Raw genomic sequence first — 26,807 nt, forward strand, 5'->3', positions numbered from 1 at the left:
TATGCCATTCAAATCAAAAAATGGGTTGTTTATATCCTCATTGCTCCCTCGAAACAAGCCTTTTTCATCCTGCATACCGAATATATCCTGATTTCAAATGCTCATAATAGAAGACCTTCATGTCGAGGTTGAGGGGAGAGAGGTGCTCCATGATATCAACCTTACAATTAATGAGGGAGAGACGCATGTCCTGATGGGGCCAAATGGATCGGGGAAGACGACACTACTCCGCGCAATCATGGGGTTTGGCAGCTCACGAATCACGGAAGGCTCGCTCATTTATAAGGATCATGATATCACCCATGTCCCGATCCATGAAAGGGCACGCCTTGGGATCGGCCTCCTCTTCCAGCGCCCCCCGACTGTCTCGGGACTAAAACTCGGGAAGCTTCTTGCGGTCACTTCAGGTGGCGACAGTGAGCGTATCGATGAATATGCACGGCATATGAATATGGATACCTTTCTCGAACGGGATATTAATAAGGGGTTTTCCGGCGGCGAGATCAAGCGGAGCGAGGTATTGCAGCTGATGATCCAGAAGCCCGATCTTGTCATGCTCGATGAGCCTGAGAGCGGTGTTGATCTCGAGAATATGTCGCTTGTTGGCAACGCCATTGCAGCCCTTGTCGAAAAAGATCAGCATATCATTAACCGGAAAAAAAGCGGCCTGATCATCACCCATACCGGATATATACTCGATTATATTGATGCTGATTTTGGGCATGTGATGTGTGACGGGACCTTCAAATGCCATGGCAACCCGCGTGAGATCCTGAAGATGGTGCAGAGCAAAGGCTACAAGGAGTGTATCGCATGCCAGAGAGTATGAAAGGCTACTCTGATCTCGGGGAAGAAGATCGCAGGCGTATTGAGATGACCGGTCTTCAGACCGAATCCCTTGAAGGGCGATCCGGGAGCTTCCTCCAGGTGGATGAACATATCCACCATGCACAAACCGACTCAAAAGGTATTGAGATCCTTGCCCTGTCAGACGCGCTTGAGAAATATACGTGGCTTGAAGACTATTACTGGAAGGCGGTGCCGCGTGACAAGGATGAGATCACACAGTACATTGCTGCCCGTGAGCCGAAGGGCTACGTCCTGATCGCCCGGAAAGGCAGCCAGACAACCTTCCCACTCCAGACCTGCCTATTTTTGGCAAAAGATGACATCCAGTACGTCCATAATATCATTATCGCCGAGGAGGGTGCCGAGCTTCACCTCATCGCCGGCTGTGCCAGTTCGATGAAGACGAAGAAGGGGGCGCATTACGGCGTAACAGAGATCTATGTCGGAAAGGATGCAAAAGTCACTTCAACGATGATCCATACCTGGGGCGAATCGATCGAGGTCTATCCCCGTAGTGTGACGGTCATCGAGGAGCGGGGGATCTTCCTCTCCAACTATGTCTGCATGGTACCGGCTAAAAAGGTGCAGATGTATCCGACAGCAGAACTGAGGGGAGAAGGGGCGGTTGCACGGTTCTCAAGCATCATACTTGCCACACCCGGCTCATATCTTGACACCGGATCGCGTGCCATCCTCTCTGCCAAAGGTGCGACGGCTGAGCTGATCACCCGTGCCATAACAACCGGGGGCACCATCATCTCACGGGGGCATATCCTCGGATCAGTGAAAGATACAAAAGGCCATATCGAGTGCCGGGCGCTCATCCTGAAGGATGGAACCATTCATGCCATCCCCGAGATTGAAGGTCGGGTTGTTGACTGTGAACTCTCCCATGAGGCCGCAGTCGGAAAGATTGCACGGGATGAGATCGAATACCTGATGGCACGGGGCCTCTCTGAGGATGAAGCGACTGCAACAATCATACGGGGATTCCTTGATGTGAAGATCAGCGGCCTGCCCGAGAGTCTCCAGACACAGATCGATGCTGCAATCGATGCGGCAGAGAAAGGATTCTGACGATGAACGACCTGTTTGTCCACCTGCGGAGATCGATGGTCAATGACCAGATCAGATCCCGTGGTATCACCGACGAACGGGTTCTTCTAGCTATGGAAGAGGTAGAGCGGCACCTCTTTGTCCCGCATGATCTGGAGAGGGAAGCGTATCATGATTCCCCTCTTCCAATCGGGCACGGCCAGACCATCTCCCAGCCGTATATTGTTGCAGAGATGACCGCGCTTCTCCGGTTGAGACCAGGCGACTCTGTCCTCGAGGTCGGCACCGGCAGCGGGTACCAGGCGGCGCTGCTTGCCATAATTTCCGGAAGGGTCATCTCAATCGAGCGGATCCCGGAGGTTGCAAGAAGGGCAGAAGAGAATCTCAGGCGGGCTGGTGTTGAAGGTGTCCGGATCTTTGTCAGTGACGGGACTGCCGGATATCCGGAAGCAGCACCCTATGATGCAATTCTGGTGACAGCAGCTGCCCCCTCCGTTCCCACACCCCTCTTCTCACAACTTGCAGACGGAGGGAGGCTTGTTGCGCCTGTTGGAGATAGAAACATACAGCATCTTGTAAGGATCACGCGCCAGGGTGATGAATTCCTTCAGGAATGTTTTGAGCCGGTCAGGTTTGTTCCATTGATCGGAGAATATGGGTGGCAGGAATGAAGATCTATGATGCAACCCATCCTCTTTCTGAAGAAATCTATACCTATCAGGGCGACCCCCCGGTTGTATTCGAACCGGAAGAGGATGGTGGCATCCGTATAACCGGAATCAGAATGGGGAGCCATTCGGGCACCCATATCGACGCACCCCTCCATTATATCCCGGAAGGAACGTCTATTGACCAGATCCCTCCGGACGCCTTCATTGGATCCTGCATTCTGCTGAATGTTCCAAAGGGTCAGGTTCCGGAGAGTGCCATGGCTGCCTCGATCTCCGTCACGCCCCGCCTGATAATCCGATCCGGATGGAAACCTTCAGTGCCGGACGAATATGGGTACCTGACCGAAGAAGAGGCCCGGTTTCTGGTGAAGCAGGGCATATCCCTGATCGGAACCGATGCCCCGTCCATTGAATTGCCGGGGAGTGATGGCTCGGCTCACCGGTTCCTCCTTCACGCCGGGGTGGTTGTAATCGAGCTCCTCTCTCTGGAATCCATCCCGGAAGGGGTATATACGATAATTGCCCTGCCTCTACCATTGAAAGGTGTCGATGGATCACCTGCACGGGTGATTTTCATTGAATCTGAAGATGTGATGCTATGACAGTCATTCACGATGCAGTAAAAAAACTCAAAGAAAGGCTTGAAGGGAGCGGATGTGACGACGGTGTCGTCTCTCTCTGGATAACCACCGATGTTCCGATCTGCCAGTATCCAAAAGGCGTCTGCCTTGAGGCTGTGTATGGCGGGAGGACTGCAGAGATGGTGACAACCACACCATTTGAGGGTAAGACGAAGATATCATTCCTCTATGGGGCTCCCCTGAAGAAACAGATGACGAGAGCCGCAGCAGCTGCGATCATCAATGTTGTCACAGGTTTTGCGTGCATCTCGCGTAAGCTGCATTCCTGTTCTCCCTCGGATCGAATGGAATGCCAGGCACTTCTCACAAGATTTTATGATAACGGTAAGATCTATGTCGTTGGGGATCTCAGTGTGATACCGGATCTCTTCCGGAACAGGATTGTTGAGAAGCCGGAGGATGCAGATATCATCTTTATCGCCGGAGACGGTTTTGTAACCGATGAGGGTATAGCTATACAGAAGGATTTCCTTCTGACAAAAGAGATTGTCTATCTCGGTCCTTCAACTGCGGGCACTGCCTCCCTCCTTGGTCTTAAGCACTGGTGTCCGTTTGGCAGATGAGTAACCATAATACCATCCCAATCACATCTTCAGTATGCTATTTGGTTCATCCGGAATCAGGATGCAGTTTGGGCGGACACTCCTCGATCTCTCCCTCCGTGTGGGAGCTTCAATCGGAGCTGGCAGAAAGAGCGTGGTTCTTGGGAGTGATACCCGAACCACACGTCATATTCTAACAGAATCCCTTATTTCAGGCATTCTCTCCTCAGGGGCAGATGTCATAGCAGGAGGTATCGCACCAACCCCGACAGTTGCCTATGCAGCACGTATCGCGGATGCGGGATGTATGGTGACCGCATCGCATAATCCTGAGCTGTATAACGGGCTGAAGGTATTCAACCCGGACGGCTCGTCATTCACCCTTCATCAGCAGAAAAATGTGGAAGAGACCCTTGAAACCCCGTGCTGGAAGGATTGGAGAGGCCTGGGATTCAGGAGAGATGCGGATATCATCACGCCCCATCGGGATGCAATCCTTGCCTCTGTCCGCCCGCACGAAGGCATGACGGTGGTGCTTGATTGTGGAGGCGGGGCAGGCTCCCTGATCACCCCCTCTCTCCTTCAGGAAGCAGGTGTCCGGAGCATCGCCCTGAACTGTGACGCAACCGGCACCTTCCCCCGCCCATCTGAACCGCTACCTGAAAATCTCTCGCATATGCCCGCAATCATCAGGCGATCGGGTGCTGCATGTGGTATTGCCCATGATGGCGATGCGGATCGCTGCGTTGCGTTTGATAATCAGGGCAGGTTTATTTCAGGGGAACATCTCCTGATGCTCTTTGCGCGATATCTCGATCTCAATGAGGTGGTGACGACTGTTGATGCCTCGATGGCGATCGAAGAGGTTGCCAAAGTCAGGCGGACACCTGTTGGCGATAGCTATGTCTCTGAAGCCCTCCTTTCATGGGGAAGCCTCGGTGGTGAGCCCTCGGGAAGCTGGATCTTCCCATCACACTCCCTCTGCCCTGATGGCATCTATGCAGCCGCACTCTTCTGTGAGATTGCCGGTGAATGGGATATAGCAGCGGAGGTCGATACGATGCCGGCATATCCGATCCTGCGTTCATCTCTAAAGACCTCAAATGGCGACTCTGCGCTTCGATTGCTTGGTGCGGAGGTGCCGACCGATGGCATCAGGGTTGAGAAAGAAGACGGCTGGTACCTGATCCGGGCAAGCGGGACTGAACCAAAGGTGAGGGTGACAGCAGAAGGAAAAACCACGGGTATTGCAGAAAAACTCCTCTCTGAAGGAGAAGATCGACTGAAAAAAGTACTAAAAGAGGTCTCATGATGGAACCGGTAACAGAATGCATACTTCTTGCGGCAGGTGAGGGGAAGCGGATGCGCCCCCTGACAACCAGCCGGCCGAAGGTGATGATTCCCCTGGCAAACCGCCCGATGCTCGAGCATCTCATCCTTGCTGGAAAGGAGGCCGGCATACAGCGTTTTATCATTGTTGTAGGCTATGGGGAGCAGGCTATCAGGGAATATTTTGGTGACGGGAGCCGCATCGGTGTTGAGATCGACTATGTTGTTCAGAGAAAGCAGCTTGGAACAGCCGATGCGCTTCGTTCGGCAGAGGGACTGGTATCCGGGAACTTCCTGATGATGAACGGGGATATGCTCCTTTCGGCTGATGAGATTGCTGAGTTCTGCAGGATGCCGATCCCTGCGCTCGCTGTCTCGGAGACGGATCATCCCGAGGATTACGGGGTTGTTCTCCTTGAAGGTGACCGGGTTGTCAATTTGGAGGAGAAATCAAAGAACCCCAAAAGCCGGTTGATCAATGCGGGTGCGTACCTCTTTTCACTTGAGATCTTCGAGCGGATACAGATGATCGGCCTTTCACGGAGGGGGGAGTACGAGCTGACAGATGCGCTTATGGGGTATATCAATGAAGGCTCTCTCTTTGCGTTCTGCCTCCGATCATGGATGGATGTCGGGTATCCCTGGGATATTCTGGCGGCACACGAGCTTTTTCTCGATGCATTGCAGGCAGAAAACCTTGGGACTGTTGAAGAGGGAGTTGTCATCAAAGGAACAGTTGCCATAGGAGAGGGGACAATTATCAGATCCGGGAGCTATATCGAAGGCCCCTGTATCATAGGGAAGGATTGTATCGTTGGTCCCCATGCATATATCCGGCCGCGGACTTCGATCGGGGATATGTGCCATATAGGGAATGCGGTTGAGATAAAGAACTCTGTTATCCTGAATAAAACGAAGATCCCCCATTTCAATTATATAGGAGACAGTGTTATCGGGTCAGGGTGCAACTTCGGGGCTGGGACAAAGATAGCCAACCTCAGGCACGATTATACGGTTGTTCATGTCGGGGGTATCCGAACCGGGAGAAAGAAATTCGGCGCGGTCATAGGGGACAATGTCCTCTTTGGGATCAACTGTTCGGTAAATACCGGGTCTCTCATCGGATCCGGGTGCAGGATTGCACCACATTCGTTCGTTGACGGGGTATATGACGACGAAACGATCATATCGAGGTGAATTGAGATGCAGGCAGTAATTCTGGCCGGGGGCGAGGGATGGCGTCTTCGTCCATTAACAAAGAACCGCCCAAAGGCACTGATACCTGTCGGGAACCGTCCATTAATCGACTATTGTATTGAAGCCCTTCTGGAATCGGGGATTCGCGATATCATCGTTGTTGTCGGATACAGGAGAGAGCGGGTGATCCGGCACTTAAATACTCTCGATCACGAGGTGAAGGTGGTTGTACAGGAGAAACAGATTGGATCTGCGAATGCGCTTGCCTGTGCATCACACCTGATTCATGACACAACGCTCGTCCTCTCCGGAGATAACTATCTGGATGCAGGTTCAATCGAAGCGATTGGAACCTCCGGGAACGCAATAATGGTGACCGGCTCACTCTCGCCCTCCCATTACGGGGTTGTTCAGGTGCAGGATGGTCTTGTTACCTCTTTGATGGAGAAGCCTGATGAAAAGGGCCCATGCATGGTGAGCAGCGGGCTGTACCTCTTCACCCCGGAGGTGATTAAAAGCATCAGGGAGTATGATATGTCAGATCTCGTCATACGCCTGATCAACGATGGTATACCGATACGGGCTGTCTATGGCGGGGATTGGTACGATGCGATCCATTCCTGGGATCTCCTCGGCCAGAACCACCACCTGCTCCAGACGAATGTATCCAAACGGAGCGGGACGATCAGCAGGTTTGTAACGGTAAATGGCAGGGTCTCTATCGGGGCCCGGAGCATCATCGGTCCCGGGTGCACTATAACCGGTCCGGTCAGGATAGGGGAAGATACGACAATTGGTCCTAATGTCATCATCGGACCTGATGTGAGTGTGGGAGACCGGGCTTCAATCGAGCCGTTTACAGTTATTGCAAACAGTATTATCCTGGATGATGTCTGTATCGGATCTCATTCAAGGATCAAAGATTCGGTTATCGGGGAAGGATGCAGCATCTCAGATCATCTCTCAACGATCACAACTGAAGGGTTTTATTCACTTGGTGAAGGAGATGGGAAGATGCTTCACCGTGGAACCTTCGGTGCAATTCTCGGCGAGCGGGTGTCATTAGAGTCATCTGTTGTGCTTAAAGGGTGTATCCTCGGCAATGATTGTCAGGTGCAATCTGGCAGGCGGCTTGAAGGAGTGATTCCTGATGGCTCCCGGGTGATCTGAATGTGCGGGATTGTAGGGTATATCGGCCGCAGGCAGGCAGCACGCATCATTATTGATGGCCTGAAGAAGCTTGAATACCGGGGATATGATTCTTTTGGGCTGGCCACTCTGAATGGCGACATATCCCTCGCTAAAAAGGGTGGCAGGATCTCTGATGCAGGATCCAATACTGCCGGGCTCTCCGGGAGGATCGGTATCGGCCACACCCGCTGGGCAACCCATGGCATCCCAAACGATCAGAACGCACACCCCCACCTCGACTGTACCGGGAAAATTGCTGTTGTGCATAACGGGATCATAGAGAATTATGCAGAACTGAGGCGCGATCTCACTGCCCGGGGCCACACATTCCGTTCAGATACCGACACGGAGGTGATCTCACACCTGGTGGAGGAACACTTCCAGGGCGATCTCTCTTCTGCGGTTGCTGAAGTGCTGCCACTGCTTGAAGGCTCATATGCAATTCTTGTGATTGCCGAGGGGGATGACCGGATCATAGCTGCCCGGAAGGCAAGCCCGCTTGTGATCGGAATTGGAGATCGGGAGTTGTTCTGTGCATCGGATGTGACGCCGCTCATTGATCATACACGAAGAGTGATCTACCTCGATGATGGTGATTGTGCAGTTCTGAGCTGCTCAGGATGTTTGATCACAACTGGAGGAGAGCAGGTTTCCCGTCCTGTGGAAGAGGTGGACTGGGATATAATGGATGCCAGAAAAGGGGGTTTTGCCCATTACATGCAGAAGGAGATCTTCGAGCAGCCTCAGGTCTTCTATAATACTGTCCATGCAGTCAGGGAATCTCCTGAAGCCCTTGCCTATTTTGTTGGAAGCAGGATGAGCTTAATGATAGTTGCCTGCGGCTCGTCCTATCATGCCGCACTTCTGTATAAATATCTCATCGAGTCATACTGCGACATCCCCGTGAGGGTGGAGATCGGATCTGAATTCAAATACTACGCCCCTCCTTTAACAGTTCCGGTGATCGGTATCACCCAGTCGGGAGAGACTGCAGATACCCTGGCAGCCCTGAAGATGGCAAAAGCATGGGGGTGCCCGACGATCGCCATCACCAATGTGGTCGGATCGTCAGTGACGAGAATTGCCGATGCGACGATTTATACCCGTGCGGGTCCTGAAATGAGTGTTGCTGCGACAAAATCGTTCATCGCACAGCTGGCGGCAGGTCTGCAGATCACCGCATTCCTCTCTGATAATACTGCACTTGAGATGGAACTCAACCGTGTTAATATCATGATCGAGGATACCCTGACTATTGAGGTTGAAGATGCGGTTGCACTCTGTTGTACGGCACAATCAATCTTCTTCATCGGCCGTGGCCTCTATTATCCTGTGGCACTTGAGGGTGCGCTGAAGATGAAGGAGATCTCCTACATTCATGCAGAGGGATATGCGGCTGGGGAGTTAAAGCATGGTCCCTTCGCCTTACTTTCACCGGATACTCCGGTGATTGCTCTGGCAATGCCCGGAAAAACGTATCCTGTCATGATCTCGAATATCAAGGAGATCAAAGCCCGGGGAGCGCCGGTGATAGGAATCGGGATTGCCGGGGATAGTGAACTGCCGGAGATCGTGGATCTCTTCATCCCGCTTCCCCCCTGTAATGAGGTGGCGGGGATTGCTATGGCATCAGTCATGCTCCAGCGGCTTGCATACTATGTTGCAGATGGACTTGGATGCGATATCGACAAGCCGAGAAATCTTGCCAAGAGCGTTACGGTGGAGTGAGTAATCTTACTCACTTTGCAGTAGAGATGGAAAGTTATTATCATACAATGAGAGAGATTGTATCATAATGCCGAAAACCTCCGCGGTATCAGGGGAGATCTTCTTCCTTCACCACCTCGATAACCATCCGGAATGTGCTATCCGCCTTGATACGCTCAGGGACTGTATTCCGGAGGGGGTGGTGATTCATTCCCCGGTTCTGGCGGAAGTAAACGATCTCGAGCTGGTCCATACTCCTGAACATGTGATGATGATCCGCCAGCTCTCCGAATTCGGGGGGGTGAGGTTCATCAATCCGGATACCTATGTCACCTCGCATTCATATGAGGTGGCATCGTATGCGGCTGGTTCGGCGATCTTTGCCGCGGAACGCGCTATGGATGGTGAACGGTCGTTTGCCCTTGTCCGCCCCCCGGGACACCATGCCGAACCGGATCGTGCAATGGGGTTCTGCCTCTTCAACAGCGCCGCTATTGCAGCAGCCTCCCTTCTTAAGGAATGTGATCGGGTTGCCATTCTAGACTGGGATGTGCACCACGGGAACGGGACACAGAAGGCGTTCTATACCAGTGACCGGGTCCTGGTGATGTCAATCCATCAGAGCAACAGTTTTCCAAGGACCGGGTGGATTGATGAGATCGGCTCTGGTGCCGGGAAGGGATATAACCTGAATGCGCCAATCCTCCCGGGCTGTGGATTAACCGATTATCGCTACCTCATCAGTGAGGTATTCATCCCCGCAATGCTCCGTTTCAGGCCGGAAGCCCTGATCATCTCTGCTGGACAGGATGGGCTGAGCGATGATCCACTCGCAGGGATGCGCCTTCTCCCCGGAGATTTCGGCCTGCTGACACGAACAATTACCGATGCTCTCGATCTGCCGATCGCCCTTGTGCTTGAAGGCGGATATGGCCCGTCTATGGGAAAGTCCATATATTCGATCTTCTCAGCACTGAAGGGCGATACGCTCCATGAACCTGGGATCACTACCCCGCATGCGGGTACACTCAGGATAGCAAAACTCCTGCAGAGGGTACAGATCTGATTGGAACTGCCAATACCTTTATGGGGGATGGTATCAACAATCGGCTATGGCAAGTGAGATCATGCCGGGGCAGGCAGTGCGGTATGGGAGAACCGGTACCGTCGGCACTGTTACCCGGATAGAGGATATCGGGGGCATTCTTTTTGGCTGTATTGATACAACCAATCTCCTCTACCGGATTGATCTCCTCACTCCAGTGGAGCTGAGAGAAGGGAAGGTTGTGAAGGTGAAGAGAGATGCACGAGACGCCATTACAGAAGAACGTCTTCGTGAAACTGTCGCCGCAGAAAGTGCCTGGCTCAATGTTGATGGTGCCTGTGAAGGCGGAGGATGATTTCCCTCTTAAACTCTGTCTTTTACGGGAATCGTTGTCAGTTTCACTGACTCTACACCTTTCTGGGCCATCAGCCGTTCAGCGATGGCTTTGAGATTTCCGCCATCCCCTCTGACCAAAATGACCTCAAGGCACCGTTCATGGGTGACATGTGAGTGCAAAGATGCCTGAATCACATTCATATATTCATGCTGTATCTCGGTCAGCGTCTGGATCAGCCCCCGGTGTTCATGATCGTACACCATGGTGATGACGCCCTGCCGCTCCCCTTTTACATCCGACATCCACTGGTAATAGGTGATGTAGCTTCTGATCGCATCCCTGATCCCTTCAGATCTGGATGAGTATCCACGCATGTTAATGATGTCATCAAACGTGTCGAGAAGATTTTTTGGGAGCGATATTCCAATTCGGGATAATTCAGAGTCTCCTGTCATAATGTTCCTACTTCTATCTATTGCATTCAACGATATTACTATTTCGGAAAAAAACCCATAGTACTGGCATACATTGTATCTACATCCGCCCGGATACAGAGGAGTGTTTCTGTGATGAGGATTCCCCGGTGCACTGAGATATTATCTATGAGAAGAACGATTATATAGGCTAAGGAGGTTTGAGTTTCTTTGCATGATCCAACAATACCAAGTGTCAATATAGGCGTCGTCGGCCACGTCGACCACGGGAAGACGACGCTCGTCTCCGGGATTACCGGTACATGGACCGATCGCCACAGTGAAGAATTAAAGAGGGGGATATCGATCCGCCTTGGGTATGCCGACGCGACCTTTTATCGGTGCCTTTCCTGTGCTGAGGGGGATTCATACTCCGTATCAGCAACATGCCCTGAATGTGGCGGGAAAACGGAGCCTGTTCGTTCGGTCTCTTTTGTGGATGCACCGGGTCACGAGACTCTTATGGCGACGATGCTGTCTGGTTCTGCTATTATGGATGGTGCCATGCTCATCATCGCAGCCAATGAGCCATGTCCTCAACCCCAGACAAAAGAGCACCTGATGGCACTTGAACTGACCGGCATTACGCGCATCGTGATAGTGCAGAATAAGATTGATGTCGTCACACAGCAGGCGGCTCTTGAAAATTATAAACAGATAAAAAAGTTCATTAAAGGCACTGTTGCAGAGAATGCACCAATCATTCCGGTATCCGCCCAGAAAAAAATTAACTTTTCATCCCTGATCGCTGCCGTAAATGAGACGATCCCTGAGATTGAAGGGGATCCAAACAAACCTCCGGTTCTCCTTATCGCCCGTTCATTTGATATCAACAAGCCGGGCTCGAAATGGAAGGATATACGAGGCGGGGTTATCGGAGGCTCCCTTATCAGGGGTCTGCTTCATGACGGCGATGAGATTGAGATCCGGCCCGGACGTCAGCATACTATCGAGAATAAGACAAAATGGGAGCCTATCCGGACAAAGGTCAGTTCAATGCACATGGGCTCGAAGAAGATTGCTGTTGCAACGCCCGGCGGACTGACCGGCATCGGAACAAAGCTTGATCCTGCGATCACGAAGAGCGACACCCTTGTCGGGCAGGTCGCCGGCCATCCTGACCAGCTGCCTCCGGTCTGGGACAAACTGAAATTTGATGTCACCCTGATGGAGCGTGTCGTCGGCGCCACCTCTGAACAGCTGATCGAGCCGCTGAAGCATAAAGAGCCACTGATGCTCTCTGTCGGAACTGCGGTCACTGTGGGTGTTGTCACCGGGACGAAGAAGAACTCCGTCGAGGTAGTCCTCAAACGGCCTGTATGTGCGGAGGTCGGGTCCCGTATTGCTATCTCAAGACAGGTAGGTGGACGGTGGCGGCTTATCGGAATGGGGGTTCTGACAGAGTAATAGTCCTCCTTGATACGAATGCACTTCTTATCCCTTCACGATCAGGTGTTGATATCTTCAACGGCCTGCAGGAGATCTTCGGTGCATTCGAGCCGGTTGTGCCGGCCGAGGTGGTGGATGAATTGCGGGCACTTTCGCAAGGGAGGGGTAAATCTGCGGCAGCAGCCCGTTTTGGTCTTGCCCTCCTGCCACAGTGTCGTATTCTTCCGGCACAGGATACTCCGGCGCCGGTTGATGAGATTGTTGCCCGTTCGGCGGAAATTCTTTCTGCTCCGGTTGTAACAAATGACAGGAAACTAAAAGATGATCTCCTTCACAAGGGCATCCCGGTATTAATATTAAGAAACCAGAAACGATTGGAACTGATCAGAAAGTAGGTATGGGATATGTATTACAAGCTGAAACTAGCCGATAAGGTTCGGGTCCCCGCTAACCGCCTTGGTGAGGATCTCCGTGTTGTTCTCCTTGATGTACTTCAGGAGCAGCTCGAAGGGAGTATCGATAAGGAGATCGGGATATTCATCGTCGTCACTGATATCGATGAGATCGGGGAGGGAGAGATCATCCCCGGTGATGGGGCGGTATACTATGACGTCACCTTCGAGGCGCTTGCGCTCCGGATTGCCCTTCAGGAGATTATCGAGGGTATTGTCGTCGAAACGACAGGATTTGGTGCGTTTGTAAGCCTTGGCCCGATTGATGCGATGTTGCATGTGAGCCAGATCTCGGATGATTACATCAACCACGATGAGAAAAACTCACGTCTGGTCTGCCAGCAGACAAACCGGACGATTGGTGTTGGCGATGTTGTCAGGGCTCGTATCGTCTCACTCTCATTAAACGAGCGCGAGCCTCGTGAGAGCAAAATAGGGCTGACGATGCGCCAGGCAGGCCTTGGAACCGCACAGTGGCTCGAAGACGACCATAATAAGGAGATCGGCCAGAGGAGTGTCGATGCCCGTTCGTAAGAAGCAGGATCAGGTCTGCAGGCAGTGCCACCGGGTGCTTGATGGAGATAAGGAGGCATGCATCATCTGTGGTGATGCCAACCTCTCCACAGACTGGCAGGGATATGTCGTCATCATCGATCCGAAACATTCAGAGATCGCAGAAAAGATGAATATCGACCTTCCCGGACGATATGCACTGAAGGTTCGTTAATGCTCCGGCTCCAGGATGAGTTCCGCGACCTCTTCAGGAGGCCGTTTGGAACACTCTTCTCTGATATAAGCAAGGTAATCCCACTCCTCCCGGGGAAGGTCGTTTATTCTGTCGGGGACGTTGTCACCGACTCTCTCCTCTCGCGCGGCATCTATCCTGATATTGCTGTTATTGATGGTTATACGATGCGGTCGCCTTTTCTTAAAACGCCGCTCTATGCAGGAGCGCGGCAGATCAGGGTCGTAAATCCTGCTGGAATGATCACAGCAGATCTCATCTCCGGACTCAATGAAGCGATCACACATCCGCCCGCACTGGTTTTTGTCGAAGGTGAGGAGGATCTGGCGGTGATACCGCTTGTCATTGCAGCCCCAAATGGCGCTCTTGTTCTCTATGGGCAGCCGGGCGAAGGGGTTGTACTCAGGGAGATTGATGATTCTGCCAGGGAAGATGCGCGGATCCTCCTCTCGTATTTCACCAGTGAGAACGCCAGTATTAAATAACTACCCTGATAATAATTCTGGGATACCGATGGAGATTCAGATTACAGCCAATACAAGAAATGAACTCTTGCTCCGAAATGAAGTAGAGTTTACCCTGACGTTTGAAGGCGCAACCCCTTCAAGAAAAGAGATCATTGGAAAGCTCGGTGCTCTTCTGAATGCACATGAAGAGAAGATGGCGCTTGATTCCATCAAAACCCAATACGGTTCACGTATCGGAAAGGGTCTTGCCAGAATCTATGACACGCCTGAAGCGCGTGCACGAACCGAGCGCGAATACATCATCTCCCGTGGCCAGCCAAAGGCAGAAGCGGAGGAGTAATAATGGCAGACGGACGCTTTAAGCATTATACAATCGAAGGCGATAAGGCGGTTTCCCAGAAACGCCACTGCCCGCGTTGCGGACCAGGCGTTTTTCTCGCAACACATGCGGATCGCGTATCGTGTGGCAAGTGCGGATTTACTGAATTCAACAAGTAATTGATACATGCCTCGTGTCGGGCAGGTACTGGGGATTGAGGGGACAGCATGGAACCTCAGTGCCGCTGTTTTTGATGAGGATCTTGTTAGCCTGTCGTCATCTGCCTATTCGCCCCCAAAGGGGGGTATCCATCCCCGTGAGGCTGCCCAGCATCATGCAGCAGTCCTGAAGGATGTGATTACATCTGCGCTTGCAGATGCGGATGAGATCGCCGGTGTGGCCTTTTCACAGGGTCCGGGACTTGGCCCCTGCCTCCGGACCGTTGGAACCGCAGCACGCTCACTGGCACTCAGCCTTGGTGTTCCGTTGATCGGTGTCAACCACTGTGTTGCGCATATCGAAATCGGGCGATTTGCTACAGGTTTTGCCGATCCGATTGTGCTCTATGCGAGTGGTGCCAATACGCAGGTGCTCGGGTATCTCAATGGAAGATACCGGATCTTTGGGGAGACACTTGATATCGGGATAGGAAACGCGCTGGATAAGTTTGCGAGGCACCATGCCCTCCCCCATCCCGGAGGGCCTGTTGTCGAGGAACTGGCACGGAAAGGGTCGTATATTCCCCTCCCCTATACGGTAAAGGGAATGGATCTCGCTTTTTCAGGGCTTGTATCTGCTGCAAAAGATTCCGCTGCGCCGCTTCCCGATGTCTGTTACAGCCTGCAGGAGACGGCATTTGCGATGTGTGTCGAGGTTACCGAGCGGGCCCTAGCCCATACCGGCAAGGATGAGGCGATCCTGGTCGGTGGTGTAGGGGTAAATTCCCGTCTTCAGGAGATGCTCTCGGTGATGTGCGGAGAGCGCGGTGCATCGTTTTCAGTGCCCGAGCGAAAATATATGGGTGACAATGGTGCGATGATCGCCTATACCGGGAGGATCATGCTGGAAAGCGGGCAGACAATTTCGATCCCGCAATCCCGTGTGAACCCGGCATACCGATCAGATCAGGTTGAGGTTACCTGGAGGAGGGAAGCAGGATCGGTCTTTGATCGAAGACAGTCCGATGAGATGCTTCGGGGAGCAGAAGCAGAGGTGGAGCTCTCCGGGGATGGTGCCCGTAAACGCCGCCTGAAGAAGGGGTATCGCCATCCTATCCTTGATTCCGAACTGATTCGGGAAAGGACCCGTGCCGAAGCACGCATAATCGCTTCAGCACGCCGCGCGGGTGTTCCGACCCCGGTGATCATGGATGTTACCCGTGATACCATCCTGATGGAGGAGATCAGGGGAGATATCCTGAAGTATGTCCTTGATCCCGCTTCTGCTGAAGAGGTGGGTGCGACGATCGGAAAGCTGCATGGTGCAGGGATCGCACATGGCGACCTGACGACAAGCAATATGATCAAGAGAGGGGATCAGATCGTCCTGATTGACTTTGGGCTGTCACAGATCACCTCTGAGATTGAGGCGCGGGGTGTGGATATCCATGTGATCTTCCAGACACTTGAGAGCACCCGGCCGGATGCTGACTTATTGAAGGAGGCGTTTGTGAAGGGGTATTGTAATGCGTTCCCCGGAGCAGGTGATGTCCTTGTCCGGGAGCATGAGATTGAGCTGCGGGGGCGGTATCTCTGATCATCACGGTCGTAACCGGCAACCCTCACAAGGTAGATGAGATCGCCTCCTTCTTCACCGGAATTGCAGAGATTGAGCACCTCGATCTTGATATTCACGAGATCCGGCATGACGATGTCTCTTCTGTTGCCTATGAAAAAGCAAGCGCTGCATGGGATAAACTGAAAAAACCGTTGATCGTCGATGATACGGGTTTATTCATAGCTGGGCTGAACGGGTTCCCCGGTACCTGTGCTGCATACTGCATGAAGACGATCGGGAATGGCGGGATCCTCAGGCTGATGGAAGGTATCACCGATCGATCGGCATATTTTGAGACAGTGATTGCCTATGCATCGGATGAAGGGATCAGGGTTTTCTCAGGCAGAATCGAGGGGAAGATCCTGGAAGCTCCACGGGGGAGTGAGGGATTTGGGTATGATCCGATATTTTTTGTTGGTGACCGGTCGCTTGCTGAACTTCCACTTTCTGAGAAGAGCGCTGTCTCACACAGGGGAAAGGCACTTGCTGCATTCCGGGACTGGTTCGTCTCTTTGAGATCCTGAATACAACAATGGTTAAGAGATCAAAACGTCCACTAATAAGAAGCATATCTCTTGGTGTTTACTATGGCACGTTTTCCAGAAGCTGAAGCACGACTGCTTAACGTCAAAATCTGCATGAAATGCAATTCCCGAAACGCAATCCGCGCAACTACCTGCCGGAAGTGTGGTTCAAACCAGCTTAGAACGAAGAACAAGGAACGGAAGGCATAATCTCTTCCGCTCTCACTATTTTTTTATGCATTATAATACGTGACTCTTTTTCCGGCAGAGCTGTACTCTCCGGCAAATGTCTCGATATTACGCTTGTACCCTATCCTGTCGGTGATACCGAAGCTCTTCAGCCTCTCACGAACCCGCATCACCTCGTCGACGTCTTTCCAGTCTCTTGTATATACATAGATGACGAGCCGCTCATCCCGTGACTGTGGATTCTCTTTGATAGTGCTCACTTTTGCAGATATGCCGAGAGTTCCTTCCCAGGTGGCATCCCGGATCTGTGACCAGACTGCATCTGCCTGATCCTGTGGAAGGAAGATGAGCCATTTTCCGGCCTCCTCCTCATTGACAGAATCCGGATGGATGCCAGGTGCATCCTGGATGATCCAGTGCATTTTATGGGTTTCTGATGGAAGGATGCCCTCTCCCATCTGGTAATGGCAGCATATCTCATCGCACCCTCCAATACTGGAGTGGATCGCCCCGGCAAGCGGCGGGTATTCTTCACAAAACCGGGCAAATGTCTCCTGGCAGGCCTTTAACAACTCGCTTTCATTGGAAAGAAGCAAAAAAAGAGGTCTCTTGGTCTCTTCCATGGCTTTTCCAAAGTATATTGTAAAGATGCCAAAGGCAAGATCTGCAATCTCCTCGTCTATTTCCGGTTCTGTTAACTCCATAATTTCATACCTCCCTCACAACCGCCCAAGAGATTCACGGGCAAGCACTGCTGCATGCTCCCCTGAGAGTAGCATCCCTCCAAAAACGGGTCCCATACGCGCCTCGCCTGCAACCGCATTCGCCGCCATTCCGCAGGCGATGAGGCCAGGGAATATCTCACGGGTATGGCTGATGATGTTTGTCTCTGCCCGTTCAGCCCACATGAATCCCTCTCCGTGGATGAAAAGATCGCCTCCCTTGTTCCGGACACAATGGGCTACAATCGCATCATGGCCGGTTGCATCGACGGTGATCTTTGCTGCGAGCGTCAGTGGGTCCACATGGAGCCCTGTCATTTCCACAGGTGATGAGGTGATCACAAGGCCCGATACCCGTCCATCCCCCTTTACGACGACATCCTCGACAGAGGTGAGGTTAAAAAATTCTGCTCCTGCATCACAGGCTGCGGCGGTCAGTTTCGCAACCGCCTCAATTGAACTCGCGACGAAATAGCCGGATCCGTACTCAGTGTAGCGGATTCCAAACTGATCCAGAAGGCGCCGTGCCTCCTCCTGAACTACTATTCGTGGAAATGTCATTCCACCTCCCCACATGCCTCCGCCGACAGAGAGTTTCTTCTCGATGATGGCGACCTTCCTCCCGTCTCCCGCAGCGAGGGCGGCACAGACAAGGCCGGAGGGTCCGCCACCTACGATGGCAATGTCGAGATCGAGGTATCCCGAAAAGATCTCCGCATGTGTTTTGAGGATTGCCCTGCTGATCGTCACTTCATCGAGTTTCATCTGATTCCTCAATCGTATTAGGTGCGCTGATCTTACTAATATTCTCTTTATTTATAGTACGGATAATGGTGTTGTTCGCAGGTATTATGAATGCCAAAGGCAAAGATAAGGGTATGAAATGGAAGCGCGACTATGGCCTCACCATGAGGATGATCTTCACCTGGGCACTGCTGCTCCTTGTGTACCTCATCTTCCTCACCGTGCTACAGGCGGTTCTGGGGCTGTCCCTTCAGCTTCTGATCGGGATTGCCTTTGTAATGGCCTTCTCACAGTATTTCTTCTCAGACAAGCTGGTGCTGATGAGTACCGGTGCAAGGGTGGTTGCAGAAGATGAGTACCCCGAACTCCACCGGATGGTTGAGCGGCTCTGTGCGACAGCTGATCTCCCAAAGCCGAGGATTGCCATTATGCAGTCTCCCGTGCCAAATGCGTTTGCAACCGGGCGAAGCCCAAAGCACGGCGTCGTTGCGGTGACTGATTCGATCATGCGAATTCTCTCAAAGGAGGAGCTTGAAGCGGTTATTGCGCACGAACTCTCACATATCAAGAACCGTGACGTGATGACACTGACAATTGCCAGTTTCCTTGCAATGGTGGCTTCCCTGATCGTCCAGAACGCACTCTTTGCCTCCCTCTTTGACAGGCGGGACGGAAACCCCTGGATCATCGCATGGATCGTTGCTATCCTGGTATGGGTGGCGGCAACGCTCCTTATCAGGACGCTCTCGCGGTACCGTGAGTTTACCGCTGACCGGGGTGCGGCATATATCACGAATAATCCAAAAGCACTCCAGACTGCGCTGCTGAAGATCAGCAACAGGATGGATACAGTGCCACGGCAGAAGAAGCAGGAAGTGGAGGGTGCAAATGCCTTCTTCATCATCCCTGCCCTTTCAGGTCAGTCCTTAATGGAGCTCTTCTCGACCCATCCGCCTCTTGAGAAGCGGATTGCGGCATTAGAGAAGCTGAATGAGGAGATCAGGGGTGGCTGGTAGCCCCTCTGTTTCCTCCCCAATTGGGATGCAATTACGTAATCCTTAAATCTCTTCAAAGAGAACATAAAAGACGCATCGCATCGATGGTCTAGTGGTATGACTTTGGCCTTCCAAGCCAATAGCCCGGGTTCAATTCCCGGTCGATGCACTTCGTTCTCCTTTTAAAATCGTTATCTTTTTCGCTTCTTCTCCCCGATCATCATATAATGAAATACTGGATAGTGGGTCTTTGTTTGGTGTTACTGCTCGCCTGTGCGGGCTGTGTTGCTGAAGAGGGTGCGAAACCTTTGGTTGAATCTCCCGGCGATGAGCCCACTCCTCCATCTGAAGAGGAGCGGTATGCTTCAATGGTGATGGCGGCATTGGAGTCATATATGCAGGATGCAGCTTCCTATGCGGCAGTCGCTGGGAAAGAAGAGGCGCTGGCCGCATTTGGTGATCCTTCCGGTGATTTCACTTTTGATGGATACTACATCTATGCCTATGATAACGACTGTATTCTGCTTGCCCATCCGTATGAGCCTGAAAGTATCGGGCTCAATCGATCCGGGTGGACAGACAGCCGGGGTATGCCGGTGATCCGGATGGCCCGCGATATCGCTCTTGCGGGTGGGGGATTCATCACCTATCTCTATCCAAAGCCCTCTGATGGCGGAATTGATGAGGCGGCATATGCAACCTATGAGCCGAAGCTTGGATATGTTATACCGGCAGGCGAGGGCTGGTGGATCGGATCCGGTGTTGCCCTCGCCGATCTCAGTCCGGTTGAGGGGTATCCGGGGGTTGTTGGCGATATGATTGACCTTGTCGGGGACGGAGTTGCGTATGCACTGGCTGAGGGAGATGAGGCGGCCCTTGCAGAAATCTCAGACCTTGATGGACGGTTTGTGAATGCCAACGGCCATTATCTGTATGCATACAAGTATGACGGCACCCTGATTGGGCATCCCTATCTCCCTGAGAAGATCGGATCGAACCTCTATGATCGTGTGGATATGTACGGGATGCGGAATATCGAAGCCCTTGCCACAACTGCTGCTCGGGGTGGCGGCTTTGTCGTCTTCATCTGGCCAAACCCTGATGAAGGGAACCGCGAGGAACTGAAGATAGGGTATGTCCTCCCGGTGAATGATGAGTGGTGGCTGGGATCAGGCGTGTACCTGAGCGAGGTAACCGGAGAGTATACGCCGCTCTGAGGGGTGGCATCCCCTCTCTGTTCCGGGTTGAATCTACTCCATCTCACTTTTGAAAAGCCTTATCCCCGAGGATGAAGAATAGATTAAGGGTACAGGGACTCGTGGTCTAGCTGGTTATGACGCCGCCTTCACACGGCGGAGATCTCGTGTTCGAATCACGACGAGTCCACTCATTTTCAGCTTTTTTTTTGAATTCTATACTCATTGTGAGGTTTATATGCAGGCCAAAATCCATTTTCATAGAGTTTGATCGATCTCAATTGCGGTTACGTCTGCTTCACAAGATCTGACCATTCCGGGTGAGCCATGTATAACATGGAATGACATGAATTCTTCTTCCGTCAGTTTCGATCTCATCTGACTCATACTCGGTAATGATGGTTCCCTCCGGCAGGCCGTAGGTCTCCATCGCTTCTGAGAGACCCCTGATCTCCCTCTCCCTTGTTTTTGGTTCTTTCAGGGATTGTGTCACCTGAACGGCATGGGTGATCTGCCTGTCCACACTCACCAGGAAGTCACATTCGTACTGGCCTTTATGATAGTATATTGATTCATACGCTCGTTTGAGGGTCATGAAGATGACATTCTCAATCAGCCTGCCTCTGTTCTCTGAGAACGCAAACGAAACAGCGTTGATAAGACCCGGATCTATCGCATAGATCTTCTTTGGATTTGCAAGCTGCTTCTTTAGTGAGTAGTCATACTTCATCAGTGTGGAGAGGAGGAACGCGTTCTCCGCATACTCGATATATTCCCGGACGGTGTCTGTGGAGATCTGTAAGGTTTCTGCGATTTTATTGTACGAGAGGAGGGTTCCGGTATGTGAGATCAGATAGTAGAGGAGATCGATGATCTCGCTATTCTTCCGGATTCTGTTTGGAAAGATGATATCCTTGAGATAGATCGTCTCATAGTAGTTCTTCAGGATCTCCATCTTCATGCTCTCATCGGGTTCAAGGACGACACGAGGAAAACCGCCGTACTTCAGGTATTTACCAAATGCCTCCCTCATCTGCATAATGGTGGGGTACTCAGTCTTCTGAAAACCGAGGCATTCCGCAAATGTGAGGGGATACACAGTTATGGAGAAGTGACGCCCGGAGAGGCGCGTACTCATCTCCTGTTTGAGAAGTGTTGATACCGAACCGGTAAGGATACACTTGATAGTGCTCTTTGTATCATACAACGTCTTTATGGCAGGAGCCCAGTAGGAATAGTTCTGGATCTCATCAATACAAAGATAGAGGCGTTGTATCTTTCTTCCATGGCGGGCGAGATGTCCTTCAACAATAGAGCTGAGCAGGGTTGGGTCATCTGCCATTGAGAGGAAGAGGGGCTCATCAAGATTGATGTAGAGGATTGCTTCTCTCCCGACACCCTGATCAAGGAGAGATCGGATTATCTGATAGACGAGGGTCGACTTTCCGGTTCTTCGTGCACCGACGATAAGAAGAACCTCCTGTATATTCAGATATCGCTCGATCTGAGGGAATCTGAAGAGGCGGTCGACTCCTGTTTCAAACTCTCCAGAAGACCACCATGGATTCTGGCTCTCCAGTGCGATCTCCATTCTCTCATCCATCTGTCGATTATAGTAGATGATATATGATAAAACTGTCGACTATAATTGACATATATGGCGTTTAGACAATCCGGAATCTCTTCCAATGAAAGATTAAGAGAGGGGATATCTTCTTCCCTCTCCCAAAACGCACTTTGAAAACTCAGTTCCGGAGGACGATCTGGCCCGGTTCGATATACTGGCCGCAACCGATCAGCCAGGTGCCATCGACATCTGTTACATAACTGATCTTCAGATCGGTCTTGTTCGTGAACGGGTTCACTGAATAATAATCTACCATTCCACCGCCCCGACCAGCCGTATCGATGAATGCCTGTATATGGTGGCTGCCCATCGGATCGGTGGCATTGATCCGGTTTACGCCGATCATATCGGGGCGATATGGCCAGGCAAGGACTGTCCCGTCATAATCGTAGGCGAAGATGTACAGTTCACCGTCAATAAACTCCCCCTCTTCGCTGTTGAATGCCGCCAGGGCTTTGTCTTTCCCCCTTTCAAGTGCAAATTCTTTAGCCACGTCAACGAATCTCCGGAGTTCGGGAGTGATGAGGAGATTCTCATCAGTATAGACTCCTGCCCCGATCCAGTAGGTTTCATCGACCGGACGGACATAGCTGATCTTTTGCCTGCTCGGCTGATCCCCGGCAGGATAGGGATAATGGTACAGAATATATCCGCCCCCCTCTTTTGCAAGCATAATCTCAACCTTTGTATAGGGCTTCCCGGAGGCGTCCAGAATGGGCATGAAATCTTCACCGACCATCTCCGGCTGGAAGGGGAGGGCAAGAGCGATACCGTTATAATCGAGTGCATAGATGTAGATGTCCTCGTTCACAAACGGGCCGGAGGGATCACCAAATGCTGAGAGTGCCGTATCCTTGCCATTCTCCAATGCCCAGGCGGCCCCAGAATCGACATATTCTTTAATTTCAAGTGATGTCTGCGGTGTCTCAAGGGTCGGATAGGCTGTTTTATGTATTTCGTTCTCCGGTGCCGCTCCAGTACATCCGGCTCCAAGAATGAGGATGGCAAGAATTACGATCACTGATACTTTATGATGCATATAAGCTCAATTCTCAACTCAACATCTTTAATCTGCCGAATTGATGTCATATCTTCTGTGCTTCTGTTTACAATGGTTCAGCCGGCACCTGTTCTCATGCATCTGGATGAAACCAATCCGGCCGGTTATTGATCTGTTGAGATTTTAATGAATGCGGGTTCTTTTTGTTGTATGTCATCTGTGTCCCACAATCTGATTTGTAGGACATATTATTCTTTTTATGTCCCACTAACTTCTTTATGGATCGTAGATGACCCACAACGTATCCCGGCGGCTGGCTTTTCGAGATAATCTGGTGGCTGAAAAGGTGTCTGGGATAAGAACTGTTTCATTCTGTATACAAGCAGGTACGGTGATCGTGAATACTATCATTCTCTTTTTATAATCTGTCTCCTTCGGTGATGGCAATAAGCCGGGGGAAGAGATAGGTTGTAGCGCGACGCCCGCTTCCCTCAGCCAGGATGGTAATGATCTCCTGTTCCCGAAGTTGTTGTAATATCCGATTCCCTGTCTTCTTTGGGATCCCTGTTTGATCATAAAATTCAGATGGAGTGAAGATGGGTGTTCTGAAGAGGGCATCGATTGCGGCAACGGCATACTGCGATCGTGTTATCTCCGGAATTGTCTGTTTCATCTCATTATGGAGATCCAGAATTTCCCTTGCTTTTCGGCCGTTTGTTCCCGCCTGCTCCTCAATGGCATGGAGAAAGAATGAAATCCACCCGTTCCAGTCCCGATCCCGTGAAATGGCTAGGAGCCGTTCATAATAGAGTGGTCTGTGTATCTCAAGATAGTCACTGATGTAGAACATAGGATTTCCTATGAGCCCTTTCTTGTAAAGAATCAGCGGGACAAGCATTCGTCCAATACGTCCGTTCCCATCGGAGAATGGGTGTATGAGCTCGAATTGCGCTTTTAGTAGTGATAACTGGACCAGAACATCCTTCTCTTCATGTTGCAGATACTCTACCCAGTCGGCAAGGGCTCCCGGTACACTATCTGCTGAAGGTGGGACAAAGATCGCATGCTCAATATGTGCGTCCCGCCCGATGAAGTTCTGGATTGCGCGGATACATCCCGGTTCACGGTTCATGCCACGGCTGCCTGTTAAGAGTATCTTGTGCAGCTTGCAGATAAGCGGGAGATCAAGACGTTGGGATTTGAGGGCATCCACCGCTGTGCGAAGTGCTTCCCGATAATTGATGATCTCCTGGATATCAGCAAGGCTTGCATCGCTGATCGGATCTTTTGGGTTTGCCTCAAACTTCATGACATCCTTAAGCGATGCCTGTGTGCCCTCGATTCGCGATGAGATCACTGCCTCCTGTGTCAGGAGTGGGGAAAGGAGCAGTTCCGGATTTGGGATCGCGTTAAGAATGCCGTCGTACCTGGCAAGAGCACGGTTTGCTGATGCTATCTGCGGGATATGGCTCTCCCAGTTGATTGTATCGGGAGGCAATTCTTCGGGGATATATGGCTGGACTGTCATCATCTCAAGGGGTTATCTACAATAGTCCAGATGCCGGGGGTGATTGCAATTGCCGCTCGACGGACTTTGTATTCTCTAATGCTGAAGATACTTGCTAATTGTTATTGAAAACCTTTATGTTTTTGCTGTATTCAAAGGAGTGGTTTCACCCATTCCTGCCCTACCTCCTTCACCCCCGCCTACACGCAAACACCGCCATGACAAAAAGAGCCGCGAGGCTTGCATAGAGGAGCGGGCTCTTCTCAGGCTCAGGCTCAGGTGTAGGTGTCGGGATCTCCGGCTCGTCTATGGATGGCGTTGGTGCCGGGGGTACTACAGCCGGTTCTTCTGCCGGCGGCTTCCCCTCGATCACAGTGAGGGTGGTGGTGGCCACCTGATCTGTCTTCAGCGACGTAATCTTGATCGTATACTCATCAGGGAGGAACGCAGCCGGGTCAACCTCAAAGAAGAACCTCTGTGAGAAGGCGTCGCCCGGAACCACCTTTGTTATCCCGGAGGCTCCTGAGAATGGCTCCGGTTTTGTCTTGCTGGTGTGTCCAAATGCTGATGATACAACCTCGACGAGGAGATCATTTCCAACAGCCAGGTTCGTTCTTCCCGTGATCATAAACCTCTCTGCAGTGTATGTAGTACGTATCGTATCAATCTCAATCCGGGGTTCTTCGATGAGAAACGTCGTTCTCATGTACGTATCGTCGATATTCTGGCTGTCCAGAAGGCGAATGAGGGCCTCAGCTGCATTGGATCCCTGGAGCCGCCCGGGTCCTGCAGCTATGAAGACATCGGCACCTGATGTTGCCACACTGCCTCTCATCCGCACGTAGGTTGTCCCGGCTGTCGTCGTTGTATCCTCGATCACATCGAACCGGTTATTCGCCATCGGATGCTGGACAACTGCAAAATACTGCCCCGGTGCCATCAGGCTTGTTCGTGAGCCGGTGAGTTCATACGAAAAGCCTGCATCGGACTCAACAGACTGTGTATCCCGGAAGTAGTAGTTGTTCCCGAAGATCCAGACTGCAACGCCCGCACTCGGGCTCCCATACGCATATCCTTCGATGAAGACGCTATCGCCCTTTGCTGTCGAATGGAGTGATCCCGACATGGAGGCGGCGGCAGCTGCGGGTATGCCCAGGATCGCAATCAGCACGATCAATATGGTAAGTATTCTCTGCTTTCCTCTCTTCTTTCTCATTCTGGATTCTCCTTTCAAGCCGGATATCATCGATTCAAAGGTTTCGTGAGCGCAAAAAATTTCCTCTCCCGGATCTCTCATCATAAAGAATGTTGTTAAGTGTCTGGAACCGAACTGACTGAATGTCTTCAGCAGGATTATCTCCATCCACTCAAAAACGGGATCTGCGGAGGCGTTCATATCAATCCAAAGGTGCTTCAGAGAAAGATCGAACGGGCTGAGATCGCCCTGAATGCAGGGAAATATGTAGAGGCTCTTCTTATTTATGATGAAATCCTGAAGAAGAGGCCGGATCATGCCGGATTCTGGATGAAGCGTGCGGCCGCCCTTGTCTGCCTCGAGCGTGATCAGGAGGCGCTTGAGTCGTTTGACCGCTCAATTGCGATACATCCGCTTGATGCCGCGGCCTGGATCAGCCGTGGCGTCCTCCTTCATGAGATGGGCAGGGATGAGGAAGCGGAAGCCTCACTTGCGAAGGCAGAGGAGATCGATTCCGATCATCCTGCCCTTCGAAATGCAACGGAACGGCTGAAGAAACCAGTAATCTCTTCACTCTCTCCACCACAAACCGATCAGGATTCACGAAATTCCAGGAGAGAATACCTTCTCCGGTGTGATTCCCTGAAACAGGCCCGGCGTTTCGAGGAGGCGCTCAGGGCGGCAGAGGAAGGCCGGAAGAGATGGCCGGGCGATCTGAATTTCCAGAATCCCAAACTTTTCCACACATAGGGCATAATCTCTTCACATAGCACTCTTTTCATCAAACCAAGGCCGCACGACCAAAAGATCTATATATTATTATTCCCTAATATTATTACATGGAAGACTGGGCGGAAGAGTGGCTTGCTAAACAGCGCGAGATGGGAAAGAAGTGCCTTGAGATCAAGTACATCCAGGGGAA

At 51.7% G+C, this 26,807-nt stretch carries 31 protein-coding genes and 2 tRNA genes; 26 read left to right on the top strand and 7 right to left on the bottom strand.

What is annotated here, in order from left to right; translation table 11 throughout:
• The first annotated feature begins 97 nt into the window (after positions 1-97).
• The 11 genes from FTO68_RS09320 (at position 98) to FTO68_RS09370 (ending at position 10,583) form a co-directional block, all read left to right on the top strand.
• Positions 98-829, top strand: a complete 732-nt coding sequence (locus FTO68_RS09320; RefSeq protein WP_255333129.1) for an ABC transporter ATP-binding protein — start codon at positions 98-100, stop codon at positions 827-829.
• Positions 814-1,926: a SufB/SufD family protein gene (locus FTO68_RS09325; protein ID WP_255333130.1), complete on the top strand. Its 1,113-nt coding sequence runs from the start codon at positions 814-816 to the stop codon at positions 1,924-1,926. The genes FTO68_RS09320 and FTO68_RS09325 overlap by 16 nt, the downstream gene beginning before the upstream one ends.
• Positions 1,927-1,928: 2 nt before the next feature.
• The gene (locus FTO68_RS09330) at positions 1,929-2,576 is read left to right on the top strand and encodes a protein-L-isoaspartate(D-aspartate) O-methyltransferase (protein WP_255333131.1); all 648 of its coding nucleotides are present in this window, start codon (positions 1,929-1,931) and stop codon (positions 2,574-2,576) included.
• Positions 2,573-3,178 (top strand): cyclase family protein, encoded by a 606-nt coding sequence (locus FTO68_RS09335; RefSeq protein ID WP_255333132.1) that lies wholly within the window; start codon positions 2,573-2,575, stop codon positions 3,176-3,178. The genes FTO68_RS09330 and FTO68_RS09335 overlap by 4 nt, the downstream gene beginning before the upstream one ends.
• Complete coding sequence (locus FTO68_RS09340; protein WP_255333133.1) at positions 3,175-3,780, top strand: hypothetical protein; 606 nt, start codon at positions 3,175-3,177, stop codon at positions 3,778-3,780. The genes FTO68_RS09335 and FTO68_RS09340 overlap by 4 nt, the downstream gene beginning before the upstream one ends.
• Before the next feature lie 34 nt (positions 3,781-3,814).
• Positions 3,815-5,071 carry a phosphopentomutase/phosphoglucosamine mutase gene (locus tag FTO68_RS09345; RefSeq protein ID WP_255333134.1) on the top strand — a complete coding sequence of 419 codons (1,257 nt, stop codon included), beginning with the start codon at positions 3,815-3,817 and terminating at the stop codon, positions 5,069-5,071.
• Entirely contained in the window at positions 5,068-6,285 is a 1,218-nt protein-coding gene (gene glmU / locus FTO68_RS09350) for a bifunctional sugar-1-phosphate nucleotidylyltransferase/acetyltransferase (RefSeq protein WP_255333135.1), read from the top strand. The genes FTO68_RS09345 and glmU overlap by 4 nt, the downstream gene beginning before the upstream one ends.
• Before the next feature lie 6 nt (positions 6,286-6,291).
• The gene (locus FTO68_RS09355) at positions 6,292-7,455 is read left to right on the top strand and encodes a sugar phosphate nucleotidyltransferase (protein ID WP_255333136.1); all 1,164 of its coding nucleotides are present in this window, start codon (positions 6,292-6,294) and stop codon (positions 7,453-7,455) included.
• A complete protein-coding gene (gene glmS / locus FTO68_RS09360) occupies positions 7,456-9,204 on the top strand; it encodes a glutamine--fructose-6-phosphate transaminase (isomerizing) (RefSeq protein WP_255333137.1) in 1,749 nt (582 codons plus the stop codon). It abuts the gene before it with no gap.
• Positions 9,205-9,271: 67 nt separating this feature from the next.
• Positions 9,272-10,249: a histone deacetylase family protein gene (locus FTO68_RS09365; RefSeq protein WP_255333138.1), complete on the top strand. Its 978-nt coding sequence runs from the start codon at positions 9,272-9,274 to the stop codon at positions 10,247-10,249.
• A gap of 46 nt (positions 10,250-10,295) precedes the next feature.
• Positions 10,296-10,583 (top strand): DUF2098 domain-containing protein, encoded by a 288-nt coding sequence (locus FTO68_RS09370; protein WP_255333139.1) that lies wholly within the window; start codon positions 10,296-10,298, stop codon positions 10,581-10,583.
• Between the two features lie 8 nt (positions 10,584-10,591).
• Here FTO68_RS09370 and nikR read toward each other — a convergent pair whose 3' ends face one another.
• Positions 10,592-11,020 carry a nickel-responsive transcriptional regulator NikR gene (nikR, locus tag FTO68_RS09375; protein WP_255333140.1) on the bottom strand — a complete coding sequence of 143 codons (429 nt, stop codon included), beginning with the start codon at positions 11,018-11,020 and terminating at the stop codon, positions 10,592-10,594.
• A gap of 189 nt (positions 11,021-11,209) precedes the next feature.
• Here nikR and FTO68_RS09380 point away from each other — a divergent pair, with 189 nt between their 5' ends.
• From FTO68_RS09380 to FTO68_RS09425, 10 genes are all read left to right on the top strand, one after another.
• Positions 11,210-12,445 carry a translation initiation factor IF-2 subunit gamma gene (locus FTO68_RS09380; protein ID WP_255333141.1) on the top strand — a complete coding sequence of 412 codons (1,236 nt, stop codon included), beginning with the start codon at positions 11,210-11,212 and terminating at the stop codon, positions 12,443-12,445.
• Positions 12,409-12,822, top strand: a complete 414-nt coding sequence (locus FTO68_RS09385) for a type II toxin-antitoxin system VapC family toxin (protein WP_255333142.1) — start codon at positions 12,409-12,411, stop codon at positions 12,820-12,822. Before FTO68_RS09380 ends, FTO68_RS09385 begins: the two co-directional genes overlap by 37 nt.
• Positions 12,823-12,831: 9 nt before the next feature.
• Positions 12,832-13,413 (top strand): DNA-directed RNA polymerase, encoded by a 582-nt coding sequence (locus FTO68_RS09390; protein WP_255333143.1) that lies wholly within the window; start codon positions 12,832-12,834, stop codon positions 13,411-13,413.
• Entirely contained in the window at positions 13,400-13,606 is a 207-nt protein-coding gene (spt4, locus tag FTO68_RS09395) for a transcription elongation factor subunit Spt4 (RefSeq protein ID WP_255333144.1), read from the top strand. The genes FTO68_RS09390 and spt4 overlap by 14 nt, the downstream gene beginning before the upstream one ends.
• Positions 13,606-14,109: a GTP-dependent dephospho-CoA kinase family protein gene (locus tag FTO68_RS09400; protein WP_255333145.1), complete on the top strand. Its 504-nt coding sequence runs from the start codon at positions 13,606-13,608 to the stop codon at positions 14,107-14,109. The genes spt4 and FTO68_RS09400 overlap by 1 nt, the downstream gene beginning before the upstream one ends.
• A gap of 28 nt (positions 14,110-14,137) precedes the next feature.
• Positions 14,138-14,431 (top strand): 30S ribosomal protein S24e, encoded by a 294-nt coding sequence (locus FTO68_RS09405; protein ID WP_255333146.1) that lies wholly within the window; start codon positions 14,138-14,140, stop codon positions 14,429-14,431.
• Positions 14,432-14,433: 2 nt separating this feature from the next.
• The gene (locus FTO68_RS09410) at positions 14,434-14,589 is read left to right on the top strand and encodes a 30S ribosomal protein S27ae (RefSeq protein ID WP_255333147.1); all 156 of its coding nucleotides are present in this window, start codon (positions 14,434-14,436) and stop codon (positions 14,587-14,589) included.
• Between the two features lie 7 nt (positions 14,590-14,596).
• Positions 14,597-16,165 carry a bifunctional N(6)-L-threonylcarbamoyladenine synthase/serine/threonine protein kinase gene (locus FTO68_RS09415; RefSeq protein ID WP_255333148.1) on the top strand — a complete coding sequence of 523 codons (1,569 nt, stop codon included), beginning with the start codon at positions 14,597-14,599 and terminating at the stop codon, positions 16,163-16,165.
• 2 nt (positions 16,166-16,167) lie between these two features.
• On the top strand, positions 16,168-16,710 hold the full coding sequence (gene rdgB / locus FTO68_RS09420; RefSeq protein ID WP_368659895.1) for an RdgB/HAM1 family non-canonical purine NTP pyrophosphatase: 543 nt from the start codon (positions 16,168-16,170) through the stop codon (positions 16,708-16,710).
• Between the two features lie 63 nt (positions 16,711-16,773).
• Positions 16,774-16,920, top strand: a complete 147-nt coding sequence (locus FTO68_RS09425; RefSeq protein WP_255333149.1) for a 50S ribosomal protein L40e — start codon at positions 16,774-16,776, stop codon at positions 16,918-16,920.
• A gap of 23 nt (positions 16,921-16,943) precedes the next feature.
• Here FTO68_RS09425 and FTO68_RS09430 read toward each other — a convergent pair whose 3' ends face one another.
• Positions 16,944-17,603: a putative phosphothreonine lyase domain-containing protein gene (locus FTO68_RS09430; protein ID WP_255333150.1), complete on the bottom strand. Its 660-nt coding sequence runs from the start codon at positions 17,601-17,603 to the stop codon at positions 16,944-16,946.
• 15 nt (positions 17,604-17,618) lie between these two features.
• The gene (locus tag FTO68_RS09435) at positions 17,619-18,386 is read right to left on the bottom strand and encodes a sulfide-dependent adenosine diphosphate thiazole synthase (protein WP_255333151.1); all 768 of its coding nucleotides are present in this window, start codon (positions 18,384-18,386) and stop codon (positions 17,619-17,621) included.
• Positions 18,387-18,499: 113 nt separating this feature from the next.
• Here FTO68_RS09435 and htpX point away from each other — a divergent pair, with 113 nt between their 5' ends.
• The 4 genes from htpX to FTO68_RS09455 all read left to right on the top strand — a co-directional run bounded on the left by htpX (position 18,500) and on the right by FTO68_RS09455 (position 20,746).
• Positions 18,500-19,381, top strand: coding sequence for a zinc metalloprotease HtpX (gene htpX / locus FTO68_RS09440; RefSeq protein ID WP_255333152.1), 882 nt, complete (start codon positions 18,500-18,502; stop codon positions 19,379-19,381).
• 77 nt (positions 19,382-19,458) lie between these two features.
• A tRNA-Gly gene (locus tag FTO68_RS09445) sits at positions 19,459-19,529 on the top strand.
• A gap of 58 nt (positions 19,530-19,587) precedes the next feature.
• Positions 19,588-20,577, top strand: coding sequence for a cache domain-containing protein (locus FTO68_RS09450; protein WP_255333153.1), 990 nt, complete (start codon positions 19,588-19,590; stop codon positions 20,575-20,577).
• Positions 20,578-20,672: 95 nt separating this feature from the next.
• Positions 20,673-20,746, top strand: a tRNA-Val gene (locus FTO68_RS09455).
• 108 nt (positions 20,747-20,854) lie between these two features.
• Here FTO68_RS09455 and FTO68_RS09460 read toward each other — a convergent pair.
• The 4 genes from FTO68_RS09460 to FTO68_RS09475 form a co-directional block, all read right to left on the bottom strand.
• Complete coding sequence (locus tag FTO68_RS09460; RefSeq protein WP_255333154.1) at positions 20,855-22,159, bottom strand: ATP-binding protein; 1,305 nt, start codon at positions 22,157-22,159, stop codon at positions 20,855-20,857.
• Positions 22,160-22,301: 142 nt separating this feature from the next.
• Complete coding sequence (locus FTO68_RS09465; RefSeq protein ID WP_255333155.1) at positions 22,302-23,222, bottom strand: cache domain-containing protein; 921 nt, start codon at positions 23,220-23,222, stop codon at positions 22,302-22,304.
• A gap of 379 nt (positions 23,223-23,601) precedes the next feature.
• On the bottom strand, positions 23,602-24,714 hold the full coding sequence (locus FTO68_RS09470; RefSeq protein ID WP_255333156.1) for a Fic family protein: 1,113 nt from the start codon (positions 24,712-24,714) through the stop codon (positions 23,602-23,604).
• Between the two features lie 166 nt (positions 24,715-24,880).
• Positions 24,881-25,906, bottom strand: coding sequence for a hypothetical protein (locus FTO68_RS09475; protein WP_255333157.1), 1,026 nt, complete (start codon positions 25,904-25,906; stop codon positions 24,881-24,883).
• Positions 25,907-26,005: 99 nt separating this feature from the next.
• Here FTO68_RS09475 and FTO68_RS09480 point away from each other — a divergent pair, with 99 nt between their 5' ends.
• Entirely contained in the window at positions 26,006-26,635 is a 630-nt protein-coding gene (locus tag FTO68_RS09480; RefSeq protein ID WP_255333158.1) for a tetratricopeptide repeat protein, read from the top strand.
• The last annotated feature ends 172 nt before the right edge of the window (positions 26,636-26,807 follow it).

This window comes from Methanocalculus taiwanensis, assembly GCF_024372745.1.
Lineage (GTDB): Archaea > Halobacteriota > Methanomicrobia > Methanomicrobiales > Methanocorpusculaceae > Methanocalculus > Methanocalculus taiwanensis.